Source organism: Pseudodesulfovibrio cashew (assembly GCF_009762795.1).
Classification (GTDB): Bacteria; Desulfobacterota; Desulfovibrionia; order Desulfovibrionales; family Desulfovibrionaceae; genus Pseudodesulfovibrio; species Pseudodesulfovibrio cashew.
The window spans coordinates 2,591,095-2,615,014 of sequence record NZ_CP046400.1 but is presented as its reverse complement, the minus strand read 5'-3'; the positions used below and the strand labels follow the sequence as shown (position 1 = coordinate 2,615,014).

General features: G+C 58.1%; 31 protein-coding genes. All 31 read right to left on the bottom strand.

The window, feature by feature from the left end:
- Positions 1–7: 7 nt before the first annotated feature.
- The 31 genes from rpsK to rpoB all read right to left on the bottom strand — a co-directional run bounded on the left by rpsK (position 8) and on the right by rpoB (position 23,714).
- Complete coding sequence (gene rpsK / locus GM415_RS11810) at positions 8–394, bottom strand: 30S ribosomal protein S11 (RefSeq protein WP_158948404.1); 387 nt, start codon at positions 392–394, stop codon at positions 8–10.
- Positions 395–476: 82 nt separating this feature from the next.
- Complete coding sequence (rpsM, locus tag GM415_RS11805; RefSeq protein WP_158948402.1) at positions 477–848, bottom strand: 30S ribosomal protein S13; 372 nt, start codon at positions 846–848, stop codon at positions 477–479.
- Positions 849–860: 12 nt separating this feature from the next.
- Positions 861–974 carry a 50S ribosomal protein L36 gene (gene rpmJ / locus GM415_RS11800; protein WP_158948400.1) on the bottom strand — a complete coding sequence of 38 codons (114 nt, stop codon included), beginning with the start codon at positions 972–974 and terminating at the stop codon, positions 861–863.
- Positions 975–1,102: 128 nt separating this feature from the next.
- Positions 1,103–1,873: a type I methionyl aminopeptidase gene (gene map / locus GM415_RS11795; RefSeq protein ID WP_158948398.1), complete on the bottom strand. Its 771-nt coding sequence runs from the start codon at positions 1,871–1,873 to the stop codon at positions 1,103–1,105.
- A 2-nt stretch (positions 1,874–1,875) separates the two neighbouring features.
- Complete coding sequence (gene secY / locus GM415_RS11790; RefSeq protein WP_199244292.1) at positions 1,876–3,183, bottom strand: preprotein translocase subunit SecY; 1,308 nt, start codon at positions 3,181–3,183, stop codon at positions 1,876–1,878.
- Between the two features lie 26 nt (positions 3,184–3,209).
- Positions 3,210–3,656, bottom strand: coding sequence for a 50S ribosomal protein L15 (gene rplO, locus GM415_RS11785; RefSeq protein WP_158948396.1), 447 nt, complete (start codon positions 3,654–3,656; stop codon positions 3,210–3,212).
- The gene (gene rpmD / locus GM415_RS11780; RefSeq protein WP_158948394.1) at positions 3,653–3,826 is read right to left on the bottom strand and encodes a 50S ribosomal protein L30; all 174 of its coding nucleotides are present in this window, start codon (positions 3,824–3,826) and stop codon (positions 3,653–3,655) included. Before rpmD ends, rplO begins: the two co-directional genes overlap by 4 nt.
- A 12-nt stretch (positions 3,827–3,838) precedes the next feature.
- Positions 3,839–4,330, bottom strand: coding sequence for a 30S ribosomal protein S5 (rpsE, locus tag GM415_RS11775; RefSeq protein WP_158948392.1), 492 nt, complete (start codon positions 4,328–4,330; stop codon positions 3,839–3,841).
- Positions 4,331–4,347: 17 nt separating this feature from the next.
- Positions 4,348–4,707: a 50S ribosomal protein L18 gene (gene rplR, locus GM415_RS11770; RefSeq protein WP_158948390.1), complete on the bottom strand. Its 360-nt coding sequence runs from the start codon at positions 4,705–4,707 to the stop codon at positions 4,348–4,350.
- Positions 4,708–4,719: 12 nt separating this feature from the next.
- The gene (gene rplF / locus GM415_RS11765) at positions 4,720–5,256 is read right to left on the bottom strand and encodes a 50S ribosomal protein L6 (RefSeq protein ID WP_158948388.1); all 537 of its coding nucleotides are present in this window, start codon (positions 5,254–5,256) and stop codon (positions 4,720–4,722) included.
- A gap of 11 nt (positions 5,257–5,267) precedes the next feature.
- Entirely contained in the window at positions 5,268–5,651 is a 384-nt protein-coding gene (gene rpsH / locus GM415_RS11760; protein WP_158948386.1) for a 30S ribosomal protein S8, read from the bottom strand.
- 15 nt (positions 5,652–5,666) lie between these two features.
- Positions 5,667–5,852, bottom strand: a complete 186-nt coding sequence (locus GM415_RS11755) for a type Z 30S ribosomal protein S14 (protein WP_097013558.1) — start codon at positions 5,850–5,852, stop codon at positions 5,667–5,669.
- An 11-nt stretch (positions 5,853–5,863) separates the two neighbouring features.
- A complete protein-coding gene (rplE, locus tag GM415_RS11750; RefSeq protein ID WP_158948384.1) occupies positions 5,864–6,403 on the bottom strand; it encodes a 50S ribosomal protein L5 in 540 nt (179 codons plus the stop codon).
- Between the two features lie 8 nt (positions 6,404–6,411).
- Complete coding sequence (rplX, locus tag GM415_RS11745; protein ID WP_158948382.1) at positions 6,412–6,735, bottom strand: 50S ribosomal protein L24; 324 nt, start codon at positions 6,733–6,735, stop codon at positions 6,412–6,414.
- Between the two features lie 9 nt (positions 6,736–6,744).
- Positions 6,745–7,113 (bottom strand): 50S ribosomal protein L14, encoded by a 369-nt coding sequence (gene rplN / locus GM415_RS11740; RefSeq protein WP_158948380.1) that lies wholly within the window; start codon positions 7,111–7,113, stop codon positions 6,745–6,747.
- A gap of 18 nt (positions 7,114–7,131) precedes the next feature.
- Positions 7,132–7,398: a 30S ribosomal protein S17 gene (gene rpsQ, locus GM415_RS11735; RefSeq protein WP_158948378.1), complete on the bottom strand. Its 267-nt coding sequence runs from the start codon at positions 7,396–7,398 to the stop codon at positions 7,132–7,134.
- 3 nt (positions 7,399–7,401) lie between these two features.
- Complete coding sequence (rpmC, locus tag GM415_RS11730) at positions 7,402–7,593, bottom strand: 50S ribosomal protein L29 (RefSeq protein ID WP_199244361.1); 192 nt, start codon at positions 7,591–7,593, stop codon at positions 7,402–7,404.
- A 3-nt stretch (positions 7,594–7,596) separates the two neighbouring features.
- Positions 7,597–8,010 carry a 50S ribosomal protein L16 gene (gene rplP, locus GM415_RS11725; protein ID WP_158948374.1) on the bottom strand — a complete coding sequence of 138 codons (414 nt, stop codon included), beginning with the start codon at positions 8,008–8,010 and terminating at the stop codon, positions 7,597–7,599.
- Positions 8,010–8,651 (bottom strand): 30S ribosomal protein S3, encoded by a 642-nt coding sequence (gene rpsC, locus GM415_RS11720; RefSeq protein ID WP_158948372.1) that lies wholly within the window; start codon positions 8,649–8,651, stop codon positions 8,010–8,012. The genes rplP and rpsC overlap by 1 nt, the downstream gene beginning before the upstream one ends.
- A gap of 1 nt (position 8,652) precedes the next feature.
- The gene (rplV, locus tag GM415_RS11715; RefSeq protein ID WP_158948370.1) at positions 8,653–8,985 is read right to left on the bottom strand and encodes a 50S ribosomal protein L22; all 333 of its coding nucleotides are present in this window, start codon (positions 8,983–8,985) and stop codon (positions 8,653–8,655) included.
- Positions 8,986–8,999: 14 nt separating this feature from the next.
- The gene (rpsS, locus tag GM415_RS11710; RefSeq protein WP_015416576.1) at positions 9,000–9,269 is read right to left on the bottom strand and encodes a 30S ribosomal protein S19; all 270 of its coding nucleotides are present in this window, start codon (positions 9,267–9,269) and stop codon (positions 9,000–9,002) included.
- 11 nt (positions 9,270–9,280) lie between these two features.
- Positions 9,281–10,111: a 50S ribosomal protein L2 gene (gene rplB / locus GM415_RS11705; protein ID WP_158948368.1), complete on the bottom strand. Its 831-nt coding sequence runs from the start codon at positions 10,109–10,111 to the stop codon at positions 9,281–9,283.
- Positions 10,112–10,113: 2 nt separating this feature from the next.
- Positions 10,114–10,404 carry a 50S ribosomal protein L23 gene (rplW, locus tag GM415_RS11700; protein WP_158948366.1) on the bottom strand — a complete coding sequence of 97 codons (291 nt, stop codon included), beginning with the start codon at positions 10,402–10,404 and terminating at the stop codon, positions 10,114–10,116.
- Complete coding sequence (gene rplD / locus GM415_RS11695) at positions 10,404–11,024, bottom strand: 50S ribosomal protein L4 (RefSeq protein WP_158948364.1); 621 nt, start codon at positions 11,022–11,024, stop codon at positions 10,404–10,406. Before rplD ends, rplW begins: the two co-directional genes overlap by 1 nt.
- Before the next feature lie 11 nt (positions 11,025–11,035).
- Positions 11,036–11,668, bottom strand: a complete 633-nt coding sequence (gene rplC / locus GM415_RS11690) for a 50S ribosomal protein L3 (protein ID WP_158948362.1) — start codon at positions 11,666–11,668, stop codon at positions 11,036–11,038.
- 12 nt (positions 11,669–11,680) lie between these two features.
- The gene (rpsJ, locus tag GM415_RS11685; protein ID WP_015416571.1) at positions 11,681–12,001 is read right to left on the bottom strand and encodes a 30S ribosomal protein S10; all 321 of its coding nucleotides are present in this window, start codon (positions 11,999–12,001) and stop codon (positions 11,681–11,683) included.
- A 132-nt stretch (positions 12,002–12,133) separates the two neighbouring features.
- Entirely contained in the window at positions 12,134–14,206 is a 2,073-nt protein-coding gene (fusA, locus tag GM415_RS11680) for an elongation factor G (protein ID WP_158948360.1), read from the bottom strand.
- A 15-nt stretch (positions 14,207–14,221) separates the two neighbouring features.
- Positions 14,222–14,692, bottom strand: a complete 471-nt coding sequence (gene rpsG / locus GM415_RS11675) for a 30S ribosomal protein S7 (RefSeq protein ID WP_158948358.1) — start codon at positions 14,690–14,692, stop codon at positions 14,222–14,224.
- 94 nt (positions 14,693–14,786) lie between these two features.
- Complete coding sequence (gene rpsL / locus GM415_RS11670) at positions 14,787–15,158, bottom strand: 30S ribosomal protein S12 (RefSeq protein WP_158948356.1); 372 nt, start codon at positions 15,156–15,158, stop codon at positions 14,787–14,789.
- Positions 15,159–15,367: 209 nt separating this feature from the next.
- Positions 15,368–19,516: a DNA-directed RNA polymerase subunit beta' gene (gene rpoC / locus GM415_RS11665; protein ID WP_158948354.1), complete on the bottom strand. Its 4,149-nt coding sequence runs from the start codon at positions 19,514–19,516 to the stop codon at positions 15,368–15,370.
- Positions 19,517–19,601: 85 nt separating this feature from the next.
- A complete protein-coding gene (gene rpoB / locus GM415_RS11660) occupies positions 19,602–23,714 on the bottom strand; it encodes a DNA-directed RNA polymerase subunit beta (protein WP_158948352.1) in 4,113 nt (1,370 codons plus the stop codon).
- Positions 23,715–23,920: the final 206 nt, after the last annotated feature.

The window sequence follows — 23,920 nt, the reverse complement described above, 5'->3', positions numbered from 1 at the left end:
TCCTTAATTAAACCCTGCGGCGTTTGGGCGGACGGCAACCGTTGTGCGGAATCGGGGTGATGTCGCGAATGAAGGTTACCTTGAAACCAGCGTTGTTGATGGCGCGCATGGCGGCCTCACGTCCGGAACCGGGTCCCTTGACGTAAATGCCGACGGTGCGCATGCCGGAATCCTGAGCACGCTTGGCGGCTGCTTCAGCAGCCATCTGTGCCGCAAAAGGAGTGGACTTGCGGGAACCCTTGAAATGAGCGCCTGCGGAAGCCCAACTGACGACATTGCCCTTGACATCGGTAAAGGTCACGATCGTGTTGTTGAACGTGGCCTTGACGTGGGCGATGCCTACGGGAATGCTTTTCTTCTCTTTTTTCTTCCCAGCTCGACGAGGTCTAGCCATGGCCTGAATCTCCGTTGAATAAAAGTCTTAAAAAACGCGATACCCAGAAGGGGCCACGCGAGTATTAGCTTCGTTGCCGACGCTATTTCTTCTTGCGGCCCATCACGGAACGGCGAGGTCCCTTGCGGGTGCGAGCGTTGGTCTTGGATTTCTGACCGCGAACGGGCAGACCGCGACGATGACGGAGGCCACGGTAGCAACCAATGTCCATCAGACGCTTGATGTTGGTGGTGATTTCACGGCGGAGATCACCTTCAACCTTGTAGTTGTTTTCGATTTCGCTACGGATGGCGGTGACTTCATCAGCAGTGAGATTATCACTGTTGGTCTGCCAGTCGATGTTGGTATCCGTAAGAATCTTCAGGGCCATGGTCCGGCCGATGCCGTAGATGTAGGTAAGCGCAATGTCCATGCGCTTGTTTCTCGGCAAATCAACACCAGCTATACGTGCCATAGTTACTACCCTTTATCCTTGGCGCTGCTTGTGGCGGGGGTTCTCACAGATCACCCGCAGAATGCCGTTGCGCCTGATTACTTTGCACTTGGAACACATTTTCTTAACAGAAGGTCTGACTTTCATGACCGTCTCCAAACTTTCTAAATAACAATAATGCCAATACCCCCTTTCAGGGGTGGCCTTTTAAACGAAGCTGTACTTCATACAGCGTTTTGCGACAAAGCGCAAGCCCGAAATCGCCAAGGCGAAAATCAGTCGGACAAGCTCAATATCATAGGTCCGTCGCTCGTGACCGCAATCGTATGCTCGAAATGAGCGGACATTTTCCTGTCCTTGGTGACGGCGGTCCATTTGTCGTCCAGTATTTCCACTTCATAGCTCCCAGCCGTGACCATCGGCTCAATGGCAAGCACCATGCCGGCTTTGAGAGGAACGCCGGCTATGCCCCTGGGAACGAAGTTGGGGATCTCGGGCTTCTCATGGAGATGGCTTCCGATCCCGTGGCCGACAAATCGTCGGACTATACCAAAGCCGAACCCTTCAACGTATGACTGGATTGCCGCGGAGATGTCATACAGGTTGTTGCCGGGCCAGGCTTTATCGATACCCTTGTAAAGAGACTCTCGGGTTACGTCCATGAGTTTTTGCGTTTCGGCATCAACTTCTCCCACACCAAAAGTGCGGGCGGAGTCTCCGTAGAACCCGTTGTACACCACCCCCATGTCGAAGCTGACGATGTCGCCCTCTTCGAGGATGCGCTCCCTGGAGGGGAAGCCGTGCACGATCTCTTCATTCACAGAGCAGCAGAGGGCATAGGGAAAACCCTGATACCCCAGAAATGCCGGGCGAACGCCGAACTCCTTGCAGCGAGCCTGGCAGACTTCCTCGAACACCATGGTGGAGACGCCTGGTTTGACGTTCTCCCCGAGTTCGTCGAGGATTCGGGAAACAATACGATTGGCCTCACGCATGAGGCCAATCTCTTTTTCATTCTTGAGGAAGACCCCCCTGAACTTTTTCAAGGTTATCTCCCCTTGCCGGCCTTGCCCATCAAGCCCTCGTACTGACGGGATATCAGATAGGACTCGATCTGCCCCATGAAGTCCATGGCCACGCCGACTACGATAAGCAACGAGGTACCGCCGAAATAGAACGGCACGCCGAAGTTCGAAATCAGGAACATGGGCAGGACACAAACCAGGGACACGTAGAAACCGCCCCAGAGGGTGATCCGGGCCAAAACACGGTCAATGTATTCGCGGGTGCGGGCTCCCGGGCGAATGCCTGGGATAAAACCGCCCTGCTTCTGGATGTTCTCAGCGATTCCCTTGGGATCAAACATGATCGCCGTGTAGAAGTAGCAGAAGAACATGATGATTCCAATATACAGGATGTTGTAGACGATGGAGTCAGGGCGCATGAAGGAGGAAATGTCCTTCAGCCACTGCACGTTCGAGAACTGCGCAACCGTCGCCGGGAACATCAGGATGGAAGACGCGAAGATCGGCGGGATAACACCAGCGGTGTTGATCTTGAGCGGCAGATGCGTAGTCTGCCCGCCGAACATGCGCCGCCCCTGCTGACGCTTGGCATAGTGAATCGGAATCCTGCGTTGACCGCGCTCCATGAAGACGATGAACGCCAGGGTCACGACCATGCAGGCTCCAATGAGCAGCAACACGAACAGAGTGATTTCACCCACGGACATCAACTGCACGGTATTCATCACTGCAGCTGGAAGGCCGGCGATGATACCCGCGTAGATGATCAGGGAGATACCGTTGCCGATACCCTTTTCCGTCATCTGTTCACCCAGCCACATCAGGAACACGGTGCCCGCGGTGAGGGTCAAGATGGTCATCAGCTTGAACCCCCATCCGGGGTGAAGCACCATGGACGCCCCGGTGGGGCTGGCAGCGGACTCAAGACCTGTGGCAATGGCAAAGCCCTGCACGATGGTAATGAGCACGGTGCCGTATCTGGTGTACTGGGTTATCTTTTTCCGTCCGGCTTCACCCTCCTCCTTCTGGAGGCGCTTCAGCTCGGGCGACACAACGGTCAGGAGCTGCAGGATGATTGAAGCCGAGATGTAAGGCATGATGCCCAGGGCGAAGATGGACATGTTTTTCAGGCCACCGCCAGAGAACATGTCAAAAACGCCGAACAGGGTGTTCTGCGCTTGCGCGAAGAACTCGGACAGTGCTCCGCTGTCGACCCCAGGAATAGGGATATGGATGCCCATCCGGTAGACAGCAAGCAGTGCGAACGTCCAGAGCAGCTTCTTTTTCAGCTCTGGCACCCGGGCAAGATTCTCAACTCCTGACATCGACACGATAACCCTTCCGATACTCTAGAGAGTTAGCCTTCAATGGCCTTGGCGGTACCGCCGGCCTTGGCGATCTTTTCGGCAGCGGAAGCACTGAAGCGGTGAGCCTCAATGGTCACGGCCTTGTCCACTTCGCCGGTACCGAGCACCTTGACGGGAGCGCCGTTGGCGACAACGCCGCGCTCGTACATGTCGGCGACAGTGATCTCGTCCTTGCCATCGAACATGGCGATCAGACGGCCCACGTTCACGGCCTCATATTCCACACGGAAGGGATTCTTGAAACCGCGCTTGGGCAGACGGCGAGCCAGAGGCATCTGGCCACCCTCGAAACCGGGACGGACACCGCCGCCGGCACGAGCATTCTGGCCTTTGTGGCCCTTGCCCGCAGTCTTGCCCCAGCCGGAGCCGGAGCCGCGACCTATGCGCTTGCGGTTCTTGTACTCTTCCGGGAAAGCATACAGTTCATGAAGTCTCATGATTCAGTAACCTCCACGAGGTGTCTCACCTTATAGATCATGCCACGGATGACGCTGTTGTCGTCGTGCTCCTTGACCTGACCGATGCGGCGCAGGCCCAGAGATTCCAGGACTTTGACCTGGTTGGGCTTGCACGTGATCTTGCTCTTGATCTGTTTCACTTTCAACACGGGCGCTCTCCTTTACTTCCGCGGGGTGGAAACCGAGACGCCGCGCAGGGCGGAAACTTCCTCGGCACTCCGCAGGGATTCGAGACCGGCAATGGTGGCACGCAGCACGTTGTGCGGATTGTTGGTGCCGATTGCCTTGGTCAGGATGTCATGGACGCCGACGGCTTCCATGATGGCGCGCACAGGGCCACCGGCAATGATGCCGGTACCGCGGGAGGCGGGCTTGAGCATGACGCGTCCAGCGCCGTAACGGCCCAGCACCTCGTAAGGCAGGGTGCCGTCCAGCAGGGGAACCTGGATCATGCTCTTCTTGGCGCGCTCGCTGGCCTTGCGGATGGCTTCAGGCACTTCGTTGGCCTTGCCGAGTCCGTAACCGACCGCTCCCTCACCATCGCCGACGACCACCAGGCAGCTGAAGCTGAAACGGCGGCCACCCTTAACAACCTTGGCGACGCGATTGAGGTAGACGATTTTTTCTATCAGTCCACTTTCATTTTGTTCCATTGTACTTTCCTAGCTACCTAGAATTTCAACCCGCCTTCGCGGGCACCGTCGGCAAGGGCTTTGACCTTACCGTGATAGATATATCCATTCCGGTCGAAGACGACGGCTTCGATTTTCTTCTCCAAGGCCTTGGCGGCAATGTCCTTGCCGACCTTGGCTGCGGAGTCCTTGTTGGCCTTGAGGACGTCTCCGTCCTTGGACAGCACCTGGGTGCTGGAGGAGGCCAGGGTCACGCCGTTTACGTCGTCCACCAACTGAGCATAGAGATGCTGGTTGGAACGGAAGACGACCAGGCGAGGCCGCGCTTCGGTACCGGATACCTTCTTTCTGATGCGGGGCTTACGAGAAAGCCGCTGTGCATTCTTGCTTTTACTCATGGCTTATTCCCTCTACTTAGCGCCAGACTTACCGGCCTTGCGGCGGATGATTTCGTCAGCGTACTTGATGCCCTTGCCCTTGTAGGGTTCCGGCGGACGCACGCGGCGGATCTGAGCCGCAACTTCACCGACAAGCTGCTTGTCGATGCCTTCGATGGTCAGCTTGACGCCTTCAGCCTTGGCTTCGATGCCGGCGGGCAGATCGAACTCGACCGGGTGGGAAAATCCCACGTTGAGGACGATCTTCTTGCCCTGGACGGACACCTTGTAACCGACACCAATGACTTCCAGGCCCTTTGCAAAGCCCTTGGACACGCCTTCCACGCAGTTGGCGAGCAGAGTCCTGCGAAGACCGTGCTGACCGCGGGCGAGGCGGGTATCATCAGTGCGGGTGACAAACACCTTGCCTTCTTCGATCTTGTACTCAACGGTCTCGTGGACCGGAGTCGTCAGGGTCCCTTTGGGTCCCTTTACCTGGATCTCGGAGGCTCCAACAGACACCTCGACACCGGAAGGGATGTCGATGGGATTCTTTCCTATACGAGACATGTGGAACCTCTCTACCAGATTTCAGCAAGCAACTCGCCGCCGACATTGGCCTCTTTGGCCTTGGCGCCTTCGAGCAGCCCCTTGGAGGTGGATACGATACAAATACCGATACCATTCTGCACGCGGGGGATATCAGAAGCACCAACATACACGCGGCGGCCCGGCTTGCTGATCTTCTTCAGACCAGTGATAAGCGGTTTGCCTTCGGCGTATTTGAGGGTAATACTGATGTCCCTGTCCTCGACAGCGTAGTCGGTGATATAACCTTCTTCCTTCAGAATACCCGCGATGGAAGCTTTCATCTTGGAAGCGGGCACGGAGACATCGGTGTGATAAGCTCCGTACGCATTCCGGATGCGGGTCAACATGTCGGCTACAGGATCAACAACAGCCATTTCATTTCTCCTTAATTACCAGCTCGCCTTGCGGACGCCGGGCAGTTCACCGGCGAGAGCCTTGTTGCGGAAGCAGATACGGCAAATGCCGTAGCGCCTCAGAAAAGCACGAGGACGGCCACAAATCGGACAACGATTGTAAGCGCGGACCTTGAACTTGGGTTTGCGGCGTGCCTTAACGCGAATGCTTGTTTTGGCCACTTTCCGTCCTCCTATTTCTTAAAGGGCATGCCAAGGAGATCAAGAAGCATCTTGCCTTCCTTGTCGGTTTTGGCGGACGTGCACACAGTCACGTTCATACCCTTCGGTAACTCGACCCTGTCGATCTCAAGCTCGGGGAATATGGTGTGCTCTTTGATGCCCATGGTGAAGTTACCGCGACCATCGAAACCACGGTCGGGAACGCCGCGGAAGTCGCGGACACGGGGAAGAGCAAAGCTCACGAGCCTGTCATAAAAGTCCCACATGGCCTCGCCGCGGAGGGTGACGCGGGTACCGATGGGCATGCCTTCGCGCAGCTTGAACTGGGCGATGGACTTCTTTGCCTTGGTAACCACGGCCTTCTGGCCGGCAATGGCGGTCAGTTCCTCAACGGCGGGTTCGATGAGCTTGCTGTTCTGCGAAGCGGCACCAAGACCGATGTTCAGGGAGATCTTGGTAATTTTCGGGATCTCCATGGAGGAACTGTAGCCGAACTCCTTCTGGAGCTCAGGGACTACCTTTTCTTTATAAACCTGTTCGAGACGTGTCATACTGATACCTATTTGAAGATCTCGTTGCACTTCTTGCAGAAGCGAACTTTCTTCCCGTCTTCAGTCTTCTTGTACCCGACCCGCGTGGGCTTCGTGCACGCATCGCACACGATAGCCACATTGGATACATGGATCGGGGCTTCCTTCTCGATAATACCGCCGGGCTGCTGGGCATAGGGGTTGGCCTTGGTGTGCCTCTGAACCATATTGACCTTTTCAACCAGGACCTTGTCCTTCTTGACCAATATCTTCAGCACCTTGCCGACCTTTCCCTTGTCCTTGCCGGCGATGACCATGACTTTGTCGTCTTTGCGAATCTTAGTCTTCATCATCTTATCCTCTTACAGGACCTCGGGGGCGAGGGAAACGATCTTCATAAACCCTGCCGCGCGCAGTTCACGGGCCACGGGACCGAAAATACGGGTACCCACGGGCTCCATGTTATTGTTGAGCAGGACCGCAGAGTTGTTGTCGAACTTGATGAAGGAACCATCGGGACGACCGAGCTCCTTCTTGGTGCGGACAACAACCGCCTTCATCACGGAACCCTTCTTCACCTTGGAGTGAGGCATGGCTTCCTTGACGGACACTACAACGATGTCGCCGACGCTGGCGTAACGGCGCTTGGAGCCGCCGAGCACCTTGATGCACTGAACCTTCTTGGCTCCGGAGTTGTCGGCCACGTCGAGATTGGATTCTACCTGAATCATGGTATTTCCTCCTAACCCTTAAACGGCCTTTTCGAGGATCTGAACCAGGTGCCAGCGCTTACGCTTGGACATGGGCCTCGATTCGACAATCTGCACCTTGTCGCCAACACCGCAGTCGTTGGCCGGATCATGGGCCATGAACTTTTTGCGGCGACGAATATACTTCTTCAGCAGCGGGTGCTTGACCAAGGTCTCGACCCGGACGACGATGGTCTTGTCGCCCTTGTCGGAGATGACCAGGCCGGTGAGCACGCGCCTGTTGCCTTTGTACTTGAACTCAGCCATTTCTTACGCTCCCTGTCGTTCCCGCTGAATAGTCAGGATACGGGCGATGGTCTTTTTGGCGCCGCTCAGAGACATGGTGTTCTCCAGCTGGGCGGTGGCGTGCTTGAAGCGCATGCCGAACAGCTCCTGCCGGGTTTCAACCAGTTTCTCGTTGAGCTTGGCGTCATCCAGTTCACGAAGTTCCTTGGAAGTCAGCATTTACAGGCCCTCCTTCACAACGATGGCGGTCTTGATCGGCAGCTTGTAGGAAGCACGCTTGAGGGCTTCCTTGGCGAGCTCGATGTCGACACCTTTAACTTCGTACATGATACGACCCGGTTTCACCGGCGCAACCCAGCCTTCGGGAGCGCCTTTACCCTTACCCATGCGGACTTCCGCGGGCTTGGAGGTGACGGGGAAATCAGGGAAGATACGGATCCAGACCTTACCTCCGCGCTTGATGTGACGCATGATGGCGACACGAGCGGATTCAATCTGCTGGCTGGTGATCTTTCCGTGCTCCAATGCCTTCAGGCCGATATCGCCGAAGGACACGCTGTTACCCCGTTGGGCCTTGCCTCTGAGGCGGCCTTTCTGCCGCTTTCTGAATTTAACTCTTTTTGGAGCAAGCATTACTGTTCTACCTCTTTGTCCAGAATCTCACCCTTGAAGATCCAGACCTTGACTCCGATCACGCCGTAGGTGGTGGCCGCCTCGGCAAAACCGTAGTCGATGTCGGCGCGGAGAGTGTGCAGGGGCACACGACCATCACGGTACCACTCGCCGCGAGCGATCTCGGCGCCGGCAAGGCGACCCGCACACGCGACTTTGATACCCTCGGCACCGAATTTCCTGGCAAGGCCCACCGTGCGCTTCATGGCACGGCGGAAGGCAATACGGCGTTCGAGCTGCTGGGCAATGTTCTCAGCTACGAGCTGAGCTTCAATCTCCGGTCGACGGATCTCGTTGACCTCAATGGTGAACTCGGTTTGAAACTTGCTGCGGAGTTCCTCGCGCAGCTTTTCTATCTCAACACCCTTGCGACCGATGACGATACCGGGACGCGCGGTGTGGATGATCAGGCGAATCTTACCGCCGGCGCGCTCGATTTCGAGACGGGCAATACCGGCTTGGTAAAGTTTCTTCTTGACGAATTTGCGGATCTTATCGTCCTGGAAAACGAATGCGGGGTAATCCTTCCTGCTGTACCAGCGGGACACCCAGTTCTTGTTATACCCAAGACGGAAACCGTAAGGATGTACTTTCTGTCCCATATTACTGCTCCTTCACCACGATGGTGATGTGGCTGGTACGCTTCCGGATACGATAGGCGCGGCCCATGGCACGCGGCTGGATGCGCTTCCAAGTCGGTCCTTCGTTGACCATGACCGTATCAACGATCAGGGAGTCAACGTCCACTCCGGGCATCTGCTCTGCATTGGAAATGGCAGAGTACAGCACCTTGCGGAGAATCTCAGCGGGCTTCTTGGGGGTGAATCGCAGGATGTTCAGTGCATCCTCGACACCCTTGCCCTTGATGTTCTCGGCGACCAGGCGGGTCTTGCGCGGAGATACGCGAATGTATTTTGCTACTGCTTTGGCTTCCATGTTGTCCTCCTACCCTACTTCTTCTTGTCGGCAGCGTGGCCGAAGTAGGTACGGGTGGGCGAGAACTCGCCGAGCTTGTGACCGACCATGTTCTCGGTCACGAAAACCGGGATGAACTTGCGGCCGTTGTGAACGGCGAAGGTCATGCCGACCATCTCGGGGAATATCGTGGAACGACGGGACCAGGTCTTGATGACGCGACGGTCCTGGTTCTCGGCAGCGGCTTCGACTTTCTTCATAAGGTGGCCGTCGATGAACGGGCCTTTCTTAAGAGATCTGGGCATTGGTTATACTCCTACTTCTGGCCGCGGCGTTTGACGATGAGCTTCGAGGAAGCCTTCTTCTTGTTGCGGGTCTTGTAGCCCTTGGCGGGGACGCCCCACGGGGACACCGGATGGCGACCACCCGAGCTACGGCCCTCACCACCACCCAGCGGGTGATCGATCGGGTTCATTGCAACACCACGGACCTTCGGGCGACGACCGAGCCAGCGGTTACGGCCGGCTTTGCCGATCTTGATATTCTCGTGATGAATGTTTCCGACCTGACCGACGGTGGCACAACAGGTGGCCAGGACCTTGCGGACCTCACCGGAGGGCATGCGCAGAAGCGCGTACTTGCCTTCCTTGGCGATGAGCTGGGCATAGGTGCCGGCGGCGCGGCAGAACTGACCGCCCTTGCCGGGGTGCAACTCAATGTTGTGCACGATGGTACCGGTCGGGACCTGGCTCAGCACCATGGCATTGCCGGGTTTGATGTCGGCGCCCTCGCCCGCCAGGATGGTGTCGCCCTGATTCAGGCCGACAGGAGCCAGGATGTAGCGCTTCTCGCCGTCCGCGTAGTGCAGAAGAGCGATACGGGCGCTGCGGTTCGGATCGTATTCGATCTCGGCAACCTTGGCAGGAACGCCAAGCTTGTTACGCTTGAAATCGATGATACGGTACAGGGTCTTGTGACCGCCGCCACGGCGACGGGCGGTGACCCGACCATTATTGTTGCGGCCGGCCTTCTTGGTCAGGCCTTTGGTCAGCGACTTCTCGGGAGTGGTCCGGGTGATCTCGGCGAAATCGGAGATCGTCTGGAACCGGCGGCCCGGAGAAGTAGGCTTCAGCTTGCGGGTTGCCATTGTTACACTCCTTCGAAGATTTCGATCTTATCGCCTTCCACCAGCTTCACGTAGGCCTTCTTGTAACCGGAGATACGACCGGTGACTCGGCCAAAGCGCTTGCGGGGCATGGCTTGCTTGCGGACGATGTTCACGGACTCGACTTTGACGTCGAAGGCTGCCTCGACTGCCTTCTTCACCTCGATCTTGTTGGAATCGGGATGGACGTAAAAAGAGACGTGATTGGACTGTTCCTTGGCGTCGTTGGCCTTTTCGGTCACGACGGGGCGGATCAATACTTGGGAGTAATCCATTACTTCAACCTCTCTTGAACGTCTTGGGCGGCGGTCTCGAGCATCACCAGCTCGGGGTACAGCAGCACGTCATAAACATTCAGCTTATCGGCTTCGATGACCTTGATGTGGGGCATGTTCCGTGCGGAAAGCACCAGCTTCTCGTCAGCGTCCTTGGCGACGATGAGGGTCTTGCCGAGGCCGAGCTTTTCGGCAACGGCGGCGAAGGCCTTGGTCTTGATATCTTCCAGCTCGATGGACTTGACCACCTTGAGCTTCTCTTCCGAGACGCGGGAGGACAGAGCCATCTGCAGGGCCAGCTTGCGAACCTTCTTGTTTACCTTGAAGGAATAGTCGCGGGGCTGGGGACCGAAGGTGGCGGCACCGCCACGCCACAGGGGCGAGCGGGAGGAACCGGCACGGGCGCGACCGGTGCCTTTCTGGCGCCAGGGCTTGCGTCCACCACCCGTGATACGGGCGCGGTTCTTGGTTGCGTGAGTGCCCTGCCGCTTGGCGGCGCGCTGCGAACGGACAACCAGGTTGAGGATCTCGGGCTGAATTTCAACCTCAAAGACCTCGGGAGCCAGTTCGATGTCACCGACTTTCGTATTGTTCTGATCTACAACTTGTAATTTTGCCATGATGTATACCTCTAACCGTTCTTGCGGATCATCACGAGGCCATTGTTCGGACCAGGGATCTGGCCCTTGACCACGAGAACGTTGTCCTCGGGCCTGACATCGACGATTTCCACGTTGGACACGGTCACGCGGGCGTTACCCATCTGGCCGGGCATCTTCTTGCCCTTCCAGACGCGGCCCGGGAAGGTGGCGTTACCGACAGAACCGGGAACGCGATGGACCTTTTCCGCACCGTGCGATGCTCGGGAGCCAGCGAAGTTGTGACGCTTCATGACGCCCTGGAAGCCCTTACCCTTGGAGGTGCCGGTCACCTTGACCTTTTCGCCGGCGGCGAAAATCTCAACGGTGATGTCCTGACCGAGCTCGTAGCCTTCCACTGCGTCAAGGGGGAATTCCTTGAGTGTGCGGTAAAGCTCCTTGCCGGCTTTGGCCATGTGGCCCTTCATGGGCTTGTTCACCTTGCGTTCGGCAATGGCATCATAACCGAGCTGCAGGGCGTTGTAGCCTTCCTTTTCCGTGGTCTTGATCTGCATGACCGGGCAGGGACCCGCCTCGATAACGGTCACCGGGCAGATGGTACCATCATCTTTGAAGATGCGTGTCATACCCAGCTTCTTGCCGAGAATTCCGAGAGTCTTAGACATTACTAATCCTCCCTAGAGTTTGATCTCGACATCGACGCCGGCGGGCAAGGAAAGCTTGCCGAGGGCGTCAACCGTCTGCTGAGTGGGTTCAAGAATATCCAGAAGGCGCTTGTGAATGCGCATTTCAAACTGCTCACGGGACTTCTTGTCGACGTGAACGGACTTCTGGATGGTGGTACGATGAATGCGGGTGGGCAGCGGCACGGGGCCGGCAATAGCCGCACCGGTATTCCGGGCGGTGTCAACGATCTCGGTGACAGCCTTGTCCAGAATACGGTAATCGTATGATCTCAGTTTAATTCTGATGCGATCGCTCGCCATCGAAGCAGCCATAGTGCTTTCTCCTCGAAGGATTTATCTTTGCTCGCGTCATTTTCAGGTAAACAACGCAGTTCATTGCAGCGGTCGGGTGGTGTACACCCGACCAGCCAAACTGTCAAGCAAAGGGAAAATCCCGGCTCGTCGTTAGTTTTTGTCTGACATCAACTCTTCAGCCAGGCTGTTCGGCACCTTTTCGTAGTGATCGAACTGCATGGTGAAGGTCGCGCGGCCCTGGGTCTTGGATCGCAGGTCCGTGGCGTAGCCGAACATTTCGGACAACGGCACGTAAGAGCGAACCACCTGAACCCCGGGACGGGCTTCCATCTCGCCAACCCGGCCACGACGACCGTTCAGGTCGCCCATGACGTCACCGAGGTAATCCTCGGGGGTAACCACTTCAACCGACATGATCGGCTCAAGCAGCACCGGCTTGGCTTTTTTGCAGGCTTCCTTGATGGCCATGGAACCGGCGATGTAGAAGGCCTGTTCGCTGGAGTCGACTTCGTGATAGGAACCGAAGACCAGCTTGACCTTGACGTCGACGACCGGGAACCCGGCCACGATGCCGTTCTTCATGGCATCCTGGATGCCCTTATCCACGGCGGGGATGTATTCCTTGGGAATCACGCCGCCCTTGATTTCGTCCTCGAACTCGTAGCCCTTCTCAGGGTTGGGCTCGACTTCCAGGACAACGTGGCCGTACTGGCCACGACCACCAGACTGCTTGGCATGCTTGACGTCCACCTTGGTCTCGGCGGAAATGGTCTCCCGGTACGCCACGCGGGGAGCGCCCACGTTTGCGTTCACGTTGAACTCCCTGAGAAGACGATCAACGATGATTTCCAGGTGCAACTCGCCCATTCCGGCGATCAGGCACTGCCCGGTCTCGTCGTCAGTCTTCACGCGGAAGGACGGATCCTCCTTGGCGAGCTTGACGAGAGCGTTGGACAGGTTGTCACGGTCTGCCTTGGTCTTGGGTTCGATGGCCACTTCGATAACCGGATCCGGGATGTCCAGGGACTCCAGAACAACTGCGCTCTTAAGATCGCAGAGGGTATCGCCGGTGGCCAGGTTCTTGAGGCCGACGGCGGCGACGATGTCACCGGCGTATGCCTCTTTTATCTCTTCACGCTTGTTGGCGTGCATTTTCAGAAGTCGACCGATGCGCTCTTTCTTTCCGGTGGCACCGTTCATGAAGGTGGAGCCGGATTCGATCTTGCCGGAATAGATGCGCAGGAAGGTCAGGTGACCGACAAAGGGATCGGTCATCAGCTTGAAGGACAGCGCGGAAAGCGGCTTGTCGTCGTCGCAGGGGCACTCGACCACTTCACCAGTGGAGGGATCTTCACCCTTCATGACCTCGATGTCCAGGGGAGACGGCAGGTAATCCACAACGGCGTCGAGCAGCGGCTGGACACCCTTGTTGCGGAATGCGGTACCGCACAGCACCGGGCAAATGGTCAGGCTGTTGGTAGCCTTGCGGACGCCTTCGCGAAGCTCATCGGCGGTCAGTTCCTCTTCGGCCATGTACTTTTCGAGGAGCGCTTCGTCCTCTTCGGCAATGGCTTCGATCATCTCGGCGCGCATTTCCTCGTACTTGTCCTGAAGCTCGGCCGGGACGTCGATGGTGGTGAAGGAAGCGCCATGATCCTTGTGATCATAGATGTAGGCCTTGCCCTCAATGAGGTCGACCACGCCTTCGAAGTTGTCTTCAGCGCCGATGGGGAGCTGAAGGGGCACTGCCTTGGCACCGAGACGGGTTTTCATCATCTCGACGCAACGGAAGAAGTCCGCACCGATGCGGTCCATCTTGTTGACGAAGGCCATGCGGGGAACGCGGTAGCGGTCGGCCTGGCGCCAGACGGTCTCGGACTGGGGCTCGACGCCGGCTACGGAGTCGAAGACGGCGACAGCGCCGTCCAGGACGCGCAGGGCGCGTTCGACTTCCATGGTGAAGTCAACGTGGCCCGGGGTGTCGATGATGTTGACGCGATGGTCACGCCAAAAACAGGTGGTCGCGGCAGAAGTAATGGTAATGCCGCGCTCCTGCTCCTGGACCATCCAGTCCATGGTAGCCTCGCCGTCGTGCACCTCACCAATCTTGTGAGACACGCCGGTGTAGAACAGAATACGCTCGGTGGTAGTAGTCTTGCCCGCATCGATGTGGGCCATGATACCGATATTGCGCTGTTTCTCTCTGGGAACTTTTCTCGCCACTTTTCTTCTCCGTGCCTACCAGCGGTAGTGAGCGAAAGCCTTGTTGGCTTCGGCCATCTTGTGGGTGTCTTCGCGCTTCTTAACAGCGCCACCACGGTTATTGAAAGCGTCGAGAAGCTCGCCGGAAAGACGGGCAACCATGCCCTTCTCACCGCGGCCGCGCGAGTAGGAGATCATCCAGCGGATAGCCAGAGCGGTCTGACGGTCGGGACGAACTTCCATGGGGACCTGATAGGTCGCACCGCCGACACGGCGGGATTTGACCTCAAGGGCCGGGCGGACGTTGTCCAGGCACTTCTCGAAGGCGCGCAGGGCATCTTCGTTGGTTTTATCGGCCAGGATCTCGAGAGCCTGGTAGAAAATTCTTTCAGCGGTGCTTTTCTTACCGTCGATCATGAGACGGTTGATAAAGCGGGTGATGAGCTTGCTGCCGTAAACAGGATCCGGCAGGATCTGCCGCTTGGCGACAGGACCTTTACGAGGCATTTCTTTCTCCTTGAGTTTCACCGGGGGGACATTATTTCGGGCAGCCTCCGCCCTACTTTGTCATCCCTCCCCGGGCATTGAAAAAGGCTACAACCTATTTGGGACGCTTGGTGCCGTACTTGGAACGGCCGCGACGGCGATCATCGACACCGGAGGTATCGAGGGAGCCACGGACGATGTGGTAGCGGACACCGGGAAGGTCCTTGACACGACCACCGCGGATAAGCACCACGGAGTGTTCCTGCAGGTTGTGACCCTCACCACCGATGTAGGCGGTAACTTCGATGCCGTTGGTCAGACGCACACGAGCGACCTTACGAAGAGCGGAGTTCGGCTTCTTCGGGGTCGTGGTGTACACCCTGGTGCACACGCCGCGCCGCTGCGGGCATTCCAGCAGAGCCGGAGTCTTCTTCCGCTTGGGCTGAACCTTGCGCCCCTTGCGGATGAGCTGGTTAATGGTAGGCATTCATCCTCCAATCAATAGTTAATACAATACCACGCGCACTACTGCGCAAAGAGGACCGCAAGTAATCCAAAAGAGCGAGGCTTGTCAAGGGATTCGCCCCACTCTTTTCGGTAACTTGAGTCCCGATTTCTCAAAAATGATTGGAGAGGAAAGACCTCTCCAATCATTTCAATATATTAACACCACCAACGGCGATGTTATTAATTTCGTTACTCCGTCTCGACCAGAAGCGGATTCTCCTCAAGCTCCTCAAGGAACTTGTCGGGCCGCTCGGGCTGATCCGGGACCACGATGTCGGTGTCGATGTACTTGCGGAAACCGGTTCCTGCAGGCACGAGACGGCCGACAATGACGTTCTCCTTCAGGCCGCGCAGCTGGTCGGACTTGCCCTTGAGCGAAGCCTCGGTCAGCACCTTGGTGGTCTCCTGGAAGGAGGCTGCGGAGATGAAGGAGTCCGTGGACAGAGATGCCTGGGTGATACCCAGAACCAGGGTCTCTGCGACAGCGGGCTTGCCGCCCTCTTCCATGACCTTGGCGTTCTCTTCCATGAACCGCTGCTTGTCCACCTGCTCGCCGATGAGGAAGGAGGTGGAACCGGGCTCCAGGATCGAAACCTTCTTCAGCATCTGGCGGACGATGATTTCGATGTGCTTGTCGTTGATATTAACGCCCTGGAAGCGGTACACGTCCTGGATTTCCTCGACCAGGTAGCGGGCCAGGTACTTCTCGCCCTTGATGCGCAGGATGTCGTGCAGCTCCGGAGAGCCTTCGGTCAGCAGATCGCCCGCTTCCACGAAGTCGGACTCCTGAACCGTGATGTGCTTGCCCTTGGGAATGAGGAATTCCTTGGAGTCGCCCACCTCGGGAGTGACCACGACCTTGCGCTTGCCCTTGGTTTCGGGACCGAAGGTGACAATGCCGTCAATGGAGGAGACAACACCCAGATCCTTGGGCTTGCGCACCTCGAACAGCTCGGCGACGCGAGGCAGACCACCGACGATGTCCTTGGTCTTGGAGGACTCACGCGGCTTACGCGCGATGACGTCACCCGCCTTGACCTGATCGCCGTCCTTGACCATCAGAATGGCGCCCACCGGCATGGCGAAGTTGGCGTCGATGTCGGTACCGGGACGCTGCACGGCCTTGCCGTCCTCGTCCAGAATGCCGACCGCGGGCCGGTAGTTGGTGGTGCGATACTCCATGATGGTGACGGACGCCTTGGAGGTGCGATCCTCCTGCACGGTCTTGCCTTCGATGATGTCCTTGAACTTGATGGCGCCGGAAACGTCGACGATGAAGGGTTCCATGTACGGATCCCACTCGGCCAGCGGGGAGCCCTTCTTGACGTCCTGTCCGTCGTCCACCAGCAGGCGTGCACCCGAAGGCAGCACGTATTTTTCCCGCTCGCGGCCCTGATCGTCCACGATGCCGACCTGACAGCTCTTGCCGAGCACCATCTTGTGCCCTTCGGAGTTGACGACGGTACGCATGCGCGAAGTGACGACCCGGCCGTTGTGCTGGGCTTCGATGGATGAGGACTCGATTTCCTTGGATGCGGTACCACCAATGTGGAAGGTACGCATGGTCAGCTGGGTTCCGGGCTCGCCGATGGACTGGGCGGCGATAATGCCGACGGTCTCACCGACGTTGACCAGATGACCTCGGGCCAGGTCACGGCCGTAACACATGGCGCAAACGCCCTGCTTGGCCTTGCAGGTCAGGCCGGAACGAATGGTGATGGAGTTAACGCCGGAAGCGTCGAGCTTCTTGGCGTACGCCGAATCGATGATCGTGTTGCCGGGAATAATCAATTCGCCGGTGTCTTCATTATAGACATCGAACATGGTCACGCGGCCGAGCACGCGTTCGTGCAGCCGCTGCTTGATTTCACCACCCTTGATCAGGTGGGTCAGCTCCAGGCCGTCAACGGTGCCGCAGTCGATCTCGGAGACGGTCACGTCCTGAACGACATCGACCAGGCGGCGGGTAAGGTAACCGGAGTTGGCGGTCTTGAGCGCGGTATCCGCGAGACCCTTACGAGCGCCGTGAGTGGAGATGAAGTACTGGAGAACCGACAGACCTTCGCGGAAGGAGGCGGTGATGGGCGTCTCGATGATCTCGCCCGAAGGCTTGGCCATCAGACCGCGCATACCGGCCAACTGACGCATCTGGTCCTGGTTGCCTCGAGCACCCGAGGTGGCCATCATGTAGATGGGGTTGAAGCTGGAGTTCACCTCGGTCTTGCCGGTCTTGGGATCGGTCAGCACGTCGGTGGACATTTCCTGCATCATCTCGTTGGAGATGTCGTTGGTAACCTTGGTCCAGACGTCGACAACCTTGTTGTATTTCTCGGTCCGGGTAATGATACCATCCTGGAACTGGTTCTCGATCTCGTCCACTTCGGCGTGGGCGGTTTCAAGCATACCGGCCTTGGCGTCGGGAATCTTGAGGTCCTTGACGCCGATGGTCACGCCGGCGCGAGCGCCGTATTCGTAACCAAGGTCCTTGATCTTGTCGCACAGGATGACCGTGGCCTTGGTGCCTGCCGTGCGGTAGGAACCGGAGACCAGGGCTGCGATATTCTTCTTGTTGAGCACGCAGTTGACCATCTCGAACGGCACTTCGTCCGGGATAAGCTCGCTAACGATGACGCGGCCGGTGGTGGTCTCCTCCAGCTTGCCGTCGATGCGAACCTTGATGCGTGCGTGCAGGCCCAGAACGCCGTGATCGTAGGCGGCGATGACCTCCTCGCGGTCGGAGAAGCACATGCCCTCGCCCAGTTCGAAGGAACGGGGCGTGGTCAGGTAGTACAGACCGAGGACGATGTCCTGCGAGGGGTTGATGATGGGCGAACCGTTGGAGGGGCTCAGGATGTTGTTGGTGGACATCATGAGCACGCGGCATTCGATCTGCGCCTCCACCGACAGGGGCACGTGCACGGCCATCTGGTCACCGTCGAAGTCCGCGTTGTAGGCGGAGCAAACCAGCGGGTGAAGCTGAATGGCCTTGCCTTCCACGAGCAGCGGCTCAAAGGCCTGGATGCCCAGGCGGTGGAGGGTCGGTGCACGGTTGAGCATGATCGGGTATTCGCGGACCACGTCTTCCAGGATATCCCAGACGACCAGGTCTTCGCGCTCGACCATTTTCTTGGCGGACTTGATGGTGGTGGCCAGTTCGCGCTTTTCCAGCTCGGCGTAGATGAACGGCTTGAAGAGCTCGAGGGCCATCTTCTTGGGCAGGCCGCACTGATGCAGCTTCAGCTTCGGACCGACCACGATGACCGAACGGCCGGAGTAGTCGACACGCTTGCCGAGCAGGTTCTGGCGGAAACGGCCCTGCTTGCCCTTGATCATGTCGGACAGCGACTTGAGCGGGCGACCGTTGGTGCCGGTGATGGCGCGGCCACGGCGACCGTTGTCGAACAGGGCGTCAACGGCTTCCTGGAGCATGCGCTTTTCGTTGCGGATGATGATCTCGGGCGCACCCAGCTCCAACAGCCTCTTCAGGCGGTTGTTGCGGTTGATGACGCGACGGTAGAGATCGTTGAGGTCGGAGGTGGCGAAACGGCCGCCGTCCAGGGGGACGAGAGGACGCAGCTCGGGCGGAATGATGGGAATCACTTCCATGATCATCCACTCGGGCTTGTTGCCGGACTCGAGGAAAGCCTCGACGATTTTCAGCCGCTTGGTGATTTTCTTTTTCTTGGTCTGAGACCGGGTAGTCTGGGACTCCTCACGCAGTTCGGTACGCAGGGTCGGCAGATCCAGGGCTTCCAGCATGGTGCGGACCGTCTCGGCGCCCATGCCGACCTTCAAGGCGTCTTCGCCGAAGTGGTCGATGACCTGGAAGTACTGGTCTTCGGACACTACCTGATGCGTCTTGAGCGGGGTCTCGCCCGGATCAAGCACGATGAAGGAATCGAAGTACAGCACCTTCTCCAGGTCGGCCATGGTTATGTCGAGCAGCGTGCCGATCTTGGAAGGCAGAGTCTTGAGGAACCAGATGTGGGCAACGGGCGCGGCCAATTCGATGTGGCCCATGCGCTCGCGGCGAACCTTGGAGGCGATGACCTCGACGCCGCACTTCTCGCAGACGATGCCGCGATGCTTCATGCGCTTGTACTTGCCGCAGTTGCACTCGTAGTCCTTCACGGGCCCGAAGATCTTGGCGCAAAAAAGGCCGTCGCGCTCGGGCTTGAAGGTCCGGTAGTTGATGGTCTCGGGTTTCTTCACTTCGCCGTAGGACCATTCGCGAATGGTCTCGGGCGAGGCGATGGATATCTGGATAGCCTTCAGGTTGCGGCCCTGGGCCGTCTGATTCGGCGCTCCACGCAAGGTGAACAGATCGTCCAACGTCATGGATATCCCCTATCGTAAAAAGTTATATGGTGCCTGGCGGGCCGATGCGGCCCGCCAGGTCGATTAACCGTGTTAGTGTCCGTCCCTACGGCATCAACGGCCTTGGAGCCGCACCCTGGGGAGCGGTGGCCGGACGCTTGCGGTCCTCGTAATGCAGGGTCACATCCAGACCCAGCGACATGAGTTCCTTGACCAGGACGTTGAAGGATTCCGGCAGCCCGGCTTCCAGGAAGTTGTCGCCCTTGACGATCTTCTCGTACATCTTCACGCGGCCCTGCACATCGTCGGACTTGACGGTGAGGAACTCCTGCAGAAGATAGGCGGCGCCGTAGGCCTCCAGGGCCCAGACTTCCATCTCACCCAGGCGCTGACCACCGAACTGTGCCTTACCGCCGAGAGGCTGCTGGGTAACCAGCGAGTAAGGACCGGTGGAACGGGCATGGATCTTCTCGTCGACCAGGTGGTGCAACTTGAGGATGTACATGATGCCCACGGTGACGCGGCTGTGGAACGGTTCGCCGGTTCGTCCATCGTAGAGGATGAACTTGCCGTCGTCGTCGCAGCCGGCCTTGGTCAGCCAGCCCCAGATCTCGTCTTCGCTGGCGCCGTCGAAGACCGGGGTCTTGGCCACGATGCCGTTTTTCCAGCGCTTGACGGTCTCGATGAACTCCTCATCGGACATGGAGTCGATGAATTCGTCCATATCGGGAGACTCGAACACGAACTTGGCGCGCTCGCGCAGGTCATTTGCACCCTCGATCAGCTGCTCATGGAGCTGCTGGCCGAGCTTGCGGCCCGCCATGCCCAGGTGGGTTTCCATGATCTGCCCGATATTCATACGGGAGGGAACGCCCAGGGGGTTGAGCACGATGTCCATGGGCGTGCCGTCGGCAAAGAAGGGCATGTCCTCTTCCGGCAGAATGCAGGAGACGACACCCTTGTTGCCGTGGCGGCCGGCCATCTTATCGCCCACGGAGAGCTTACGCTTCACCGCGACGTAGACCTTGACCATCTTGATGACGCCCGGAGGCAGGTCATCGCCTTCGGTGACCTTCTCGCGCTTGACGTCATACATGTTCTTTATGAAGGCAACCTGGCCTTCGTAATCGGCCACGATCAATTTGATCTGGTCGTTGATATCCTTGTCGAAGATGCCGACAAGCTTCTTCACGGGAATGCCGTCAATGGCTTCGCGCTCGACGACCTCGCCGGTCTTGCCCAGCATGGTCTTCTTCGAGCCGACGATGTCCTTCTTGAGCTTGCCGCCTTCACAGGCTTCCCAGATGCGCTCGCGGGTGGCCTCGGTCAGAGCCGCGATATGCTTCATCTCCTTGGCGTCAAAAGCGGCGAGCTCGGCGTCCTCGATGGCCTTGGTCCGGTCATCCTTGTCGGAAGAACGGCGGTTGAAGACCTTGACGTCGACGATGGTGCCGGAGATTCCCGGCGGCACCTTCAGGGAGGTGTTCTTCACGTCGCGGGCCTTGTCGCCGAAGATGGCCCGGAGGAGCTTCTCTTCAGGGGTCAGCTGGGTCTCGCCCTTGGGCGTGATCTTACCGACCATGATGTCGTCGGGCTTGATGCGAGCACCGATGCGGATGATACCGCATTCGTCGAGGTTGCGAAGCATCTCTTCGGAGACGTTGGAGATGTCGCGGGTCACTTCCTCGGGTCCCAGCTTGGTGTCACGGGCGACCAGTTCGAACTCCTCGATGTGGATCGAGGTGAACACGTCTTCCTTGACCATGCGCTCGGAGATGAGGATGGAGTCCTCGAAGTTGTAACCGCACCAAGGCATGAAGGCCACGAGCAGGTTCTTGCCCAGGGCAAGCTCACCGTCGTCGATGCCGGGACCGTCGGCGAGGATGTCGCCCTTCTTGATCACCTGGCCGACCTGGACCTTGGGACGCTGGCCGAAGCAGGAGTTCTGGTTGGACTTGTGCCACTTCTGGAACTCGTAGTGCTTGGCTCCGCCGGAAGGTCCGTAGATGCCGCCCTCGTAGTTCACGATGACGCGTTCGGCATCGACGTAATGGACGATACCGTCCTCTTCAGCCAAGACGCAGGCGCCGGAGTCGCGGGCAACCGGGCCTTCCATGCCCGTGCCGACCAGCGGCTGCTCGGCCTGCAACAGCGGTACAGCCTGGCGCATCATGTTGGAGCCCATGAGCGCGCGGTTGGCGTCATCGTGCTCCAGGAAGGGAATCAGCGCGGCCGAGATGGAAACAGTCTGGCTCGGGCTGATATCCATGCAGGTGACATCTTCGGCAGCGGTAAGCTGGACGTCGCCTGCAAGGCGCGCGTTGACGCGCGGGTTGATGAAGACGCCATTATCGTCCAGGGGAGCGTTGGCCTGGGCCACAACTTCCTTGGCCTCCTTGGAGGCGTCCATGTAATTGATTTCGTCAGTGATCTTCTTATCAATCACCTTGCGGTACGGCGTCTCAATGAAACCGTAGTCGTTAACCTTGGCATACGTGGTCAGGGACACGATCAGACCGATGTTCGGTCCTTCCGGTGTCTCAATGGGGCAGATACGACCGTAGTGCGAGGTGTGCACATCGCGCACCTCGAAGCCGGCGCGCTCGCGGGTCAGACCGCCGGGGCCCAATGCGGACAGGCGGCGCTTGTGCGTCACCTCGGAGAGCGGGTTGGTCTGATCCATGAACTGGCTGGGCTGGGAGGTTCCGAAGAACTCCTTGAGCACGGCCGCTACCGGCTTGGGGTTGATCAGGTCGTGAGGCATGAGCGTGGCCACTTCCTGAAGCGACATGCGCTCCTTGATGGCTCGCTCCATGCGCACCAGACCGATACGGTACTGGTTCTCGACCAGTTCACCCACGGGACGCACGCGACGGTTGCCGAGGTGGTCGATATCGTCAGCGGGACCGTGTGTATCCTTCAGGCGCATGAGTTCCTTCACGGCCAGCAGGATGTCCTCGTTGATCAGGGTGCGGGTATTCAGGTCCACTTCCTGATTCAGACGGGAATTGAGCTTGTAACGGCCAACACTGGAGAGATCGTAGTAGTCGGAAGAGCGGAACAGGTTCTCGAAGAAGTTGGACGCGATCTCGGGAGTGGGCGGAGAGCTGGGACGCAGACGACGGTAAATCTCGATCTGCGCGGTCTCCATGTCAGTGGTCTTGTCAAGAAGGAGCGTGTCGCGCAGGGAGGAGGAAACGTCCATGCCGCGGGTGTGCAGCACGTTCAGCTCCTTGATCCCGGCATCGCGGATCTTCTCGACCAGATCAACAGTCAACTCCTCGGCGGCCTCGGCGATGACCTCGCCGTTCTTGTCGACGATGTCGGCGGCCAGGAACTGGCCAAGCAGGGAAACCGGGTCCACCTCGATGTGCTTGACGTCATTACGGACGAGCTTGCGCCAAGCGCCCTTGGTGATGTTGGCGTCCTTGGCCACGATCACCTTGTCGTCAATCTTGATGTCAGCAAAGGCGGGTTCCTTGCGATACTGATCCTCGACAACCAGCCGCTGGACCTTGGTCTTGAGCAGGTTGTAGGATTCGATATCGTAGTAGTACTCCAGGATGTCGGCGCGAGAGAGGCCCATGGCCTTGAGCAGGATGGTAGCCGGCATCTTGCGGCGGCGGTCAATACGGACATACAGGATGTCCTTGTGGTCGAAGTCGAAATCGAGCCACGAACCGCGCATGGGAATGATGCGGCAGGAGTACAGCACCTTACGGCTGGAATGGGACTTGCCGGAATCATGCTCGAAGATGATGCCGGGGGAGCGCTGCAACTGGTTGACGATAACGCGCTCGGTGCCGTTGATGACGTAGGTGCCTTTTTCCGTCATCAGCGGGATGGTCCCGAAGTATATATCCTGTTCCTTGATGTCACGAATAGTGCGATTGTCGGTCTCTTCATCCACGTCGAAAACTACGAGACGGACAGTAATACGAATGGGTGCCTCGTAGGTCAAACCTTTCGAGATGCACTCATCGACGTCGTATTTGGGATCGCCGATTTCATAATTGACAAAGTCAAGGCTAGCGGTCTTGTTGAAATCTTCAATGGGAAACACGGACCGGAACACGCCTTCCAGACCGAAGTCGCCCCGGCTGGCGGGCGCGGTGCCCTCCTGCAGGAAACGCTTGTAGGAATCCACCTGCAACTCCAGGAGGTGCGGGATGGGAAGCGAGTTCTTGATGCTACCGAATGTTTTTCTGAAATGACCCATTATACCCTCATGCGTGAGCGGTTGATGGTTGGGACGGGAGGGACGGAAACCCTCTGCCCTTGAGTCGGGCAGCGACCACGTGGATCAGGCCGCTGCGAGGAAAACGGGTGCTAAGCCATGGCCGAAACATGCATTTACGGCCCATGTTTGAACGAGGAGCAGGCGCTTTTGACGCCTTCGTATGCTTAAACCCAGATGTAAAAGAA